This is a genomic window from Shewanella sp. 11B5, assembly GCF_002836795.1.
Lineage (GTDB): Bacteria > Pseudomonadota > Gammaproteobacteria > Enterobacterales > Shewanellaceae > Shewanella > Shewanella frigidimarina.
The window spans coordinates 1-1,726 of sequence record NZ_PJAP01000796.1; the positions used below are offsets into that span (position 1 = coordinate 1).

General features: G+C 37.8%; 2 protein-coding genes. One reads left to right on the top strand and one right to left on the bottom strand.

What is annotated here, in order from left to right:
• Positions 1-301: 301 nt before the first annotated feature.
• Complete coding sequence (gene pssA / locus CXF78_RS16545; RefSeq protein ID WP_011636158.1) at positions 302-1,126, bottom strand: CDP-diacylglycerol--serine O-phosphatidyltransferase; 825 nt, start codon at positions 1,124-1,126, stop codon at positions 302-304.
• Positions 1,127-1,225: 99 nt separating this feature from the next.
• Here pssA and CXF78_RS16550 point away from each other — a divergent pair, with 99 nt between their 5' ends.
• Positions 1,226-1,669 carry a DUF4124 domain-containing protein gene (locus CXF78_RS16550; protein WP_011636157.1) on the top strand — a complete coding sequence of 148 codons (444 nt, stop codon included), beginning with the start codon at positions 1,226-1,228 and terminating at the stop codon, positions 1,667-1,669.
• Positions 1,670-1,726 lie beyond the last annotated feature (57 nt).

The following is a 1,726-nucleotide window of genomic DNA, read 5'->3' on the forward strand; positions in this document are numbered from 1 at the left end:
TTTTTGCGCAAGGCCTTTTTAAAGGTTTTTAGTAAAAAAGCAATCAACTGAATACTAATCAAACAAGACGGTATTAAAAATACACAACCACGTTCGATTTTGCTTAATTAAACTCCAGTTAATATACAGAAGCGCATTAACGAATATAAAACTGGATAAGAATTATAGTACATATTTACGATTTCAATAAAAAAGACGTGATTTAATGAATACATTGGTGAATAACAACGATTACCTCAGCTACCTATATAGTAGAGGTAAACTCTATAGTTAGATGCTATTGAAGAAAATCACTCTATAATTAACTTTCTTTTTTCTCGTTGGTACTATTGATGTCATCGATGGTTGAGTGTTGTTGTGTCTCTGTTTTATTCAATTCATCGCCAACGATGTGGGCCACTTTTAACTTCTTAATAGCTTTAATCGTGATAACAGGTCCAGATAGTGCATATATGTAGAAACCAAGACAAAGAATAATTGCTGGTTCTACAGAAATAATAACGAACACACCTACGAGCAATAACATCACCACGAAATTTACTTTCCCTCGCCAATCGACTTCCTTAAAGGAGTGATAGCGAAAGTTACTGACCATGAGTAGTCCTGTTAAGGCAGTAATCAACGCAGCAAGGTAATTTATATTGGTAGGGTCAAGCTCATATTTAGAACCACTCCAAATACTTCCAGCGATTAAGGCTGCTGCAGCGGGACTAGCTAGACCTTGAAAATAACGTTTATCGGCAACACCAACTTGGGTATTGAAACGAGCTAATCTCAATGCCGCGCAAGCGCAATAAATAAAAGCCGCTAACCAACCTATTTTACCTAAGTCTTGTAATGCCCAATTGTAAGCAAGGATGGCTGGAGCCATGCCAAAAGAAACCATATCGGCCAAACTATCATATTCAGCGCCAAAATCACTTTGAGTATTGGTTAATCTTGCGACTCTGCCATCGAGTCCATCGCAAATCATAGCAATAAAGATAGCGATTGCCGCTGACTCGAAGTGACCGTTCATTGATGAAATGACAGCATAAAAACCAGAGAACAGCCCTGCTGTAGTAAATAAGTTGGGTAATAAGTAAATACCTTTATTTTTTACTGGGTGATTAGGTGAATTTTGCATACACTTTACACATTATCGTTTTAGTTGTTGGATTTATACTCAAAGATAGCATATTTTGAAACATTCAAGCATGTCGTCAATTAGCTCTGGGATACTCACATGGGAATTATGCGTTTAGTTTTTGGCTTAGCCACTTTTGCATTTAGTGCATGCTTATATGCCGCGACGATTTACACTTGGGTGGATGATGCTGGGGTTGTGCATTACAGTCAGCAACAACCTTTAAATGTAGATGCTAGCAAGATTTATAGTGAAGATGTGGAACCCGCTAAAATTGGCACTTACACACCACAAAAAAAAACCGCTGTTAACGCGGAGTCTGAATTAGAAACGTCAGCAAAGATCATTAATGAAAAAGACAAACAACAAGCCAAAGACATCTGTAAAAGTGCTAAGCACAGCCTTAGTGTGTTGAAGACTCACAGCAAATTAAATCAACAAGACAAAGCTACTGGTGAAACTGTCGCCATGACAGAAGAACAGAGGCAAGCTGCTATTGCTGAAAACACCGAGCGAGTCAGGTTATTTTGTCAAAGCAAGTAATAAAAAAGGGAGCTAATGCTCCCTTTGTTCAAATAACTTCAGCTAATAATGCGGTAT

Coding starts and splice junctions, on each gene's coding strand:
- pssA (WP_011636158.1), bottom strand. CDS start 1,126: ATGCAAAATTCACCTAATCACCCAGTAAAAAATAAAGGTATTTACTTA.
- CXF78_RS16550 (WP_011636157.1), top strand. CDS start 1,226: ATGGGAATTATGCGTTTAGTTTTTGGCTTAGCCACTTTTGCATTTAGT.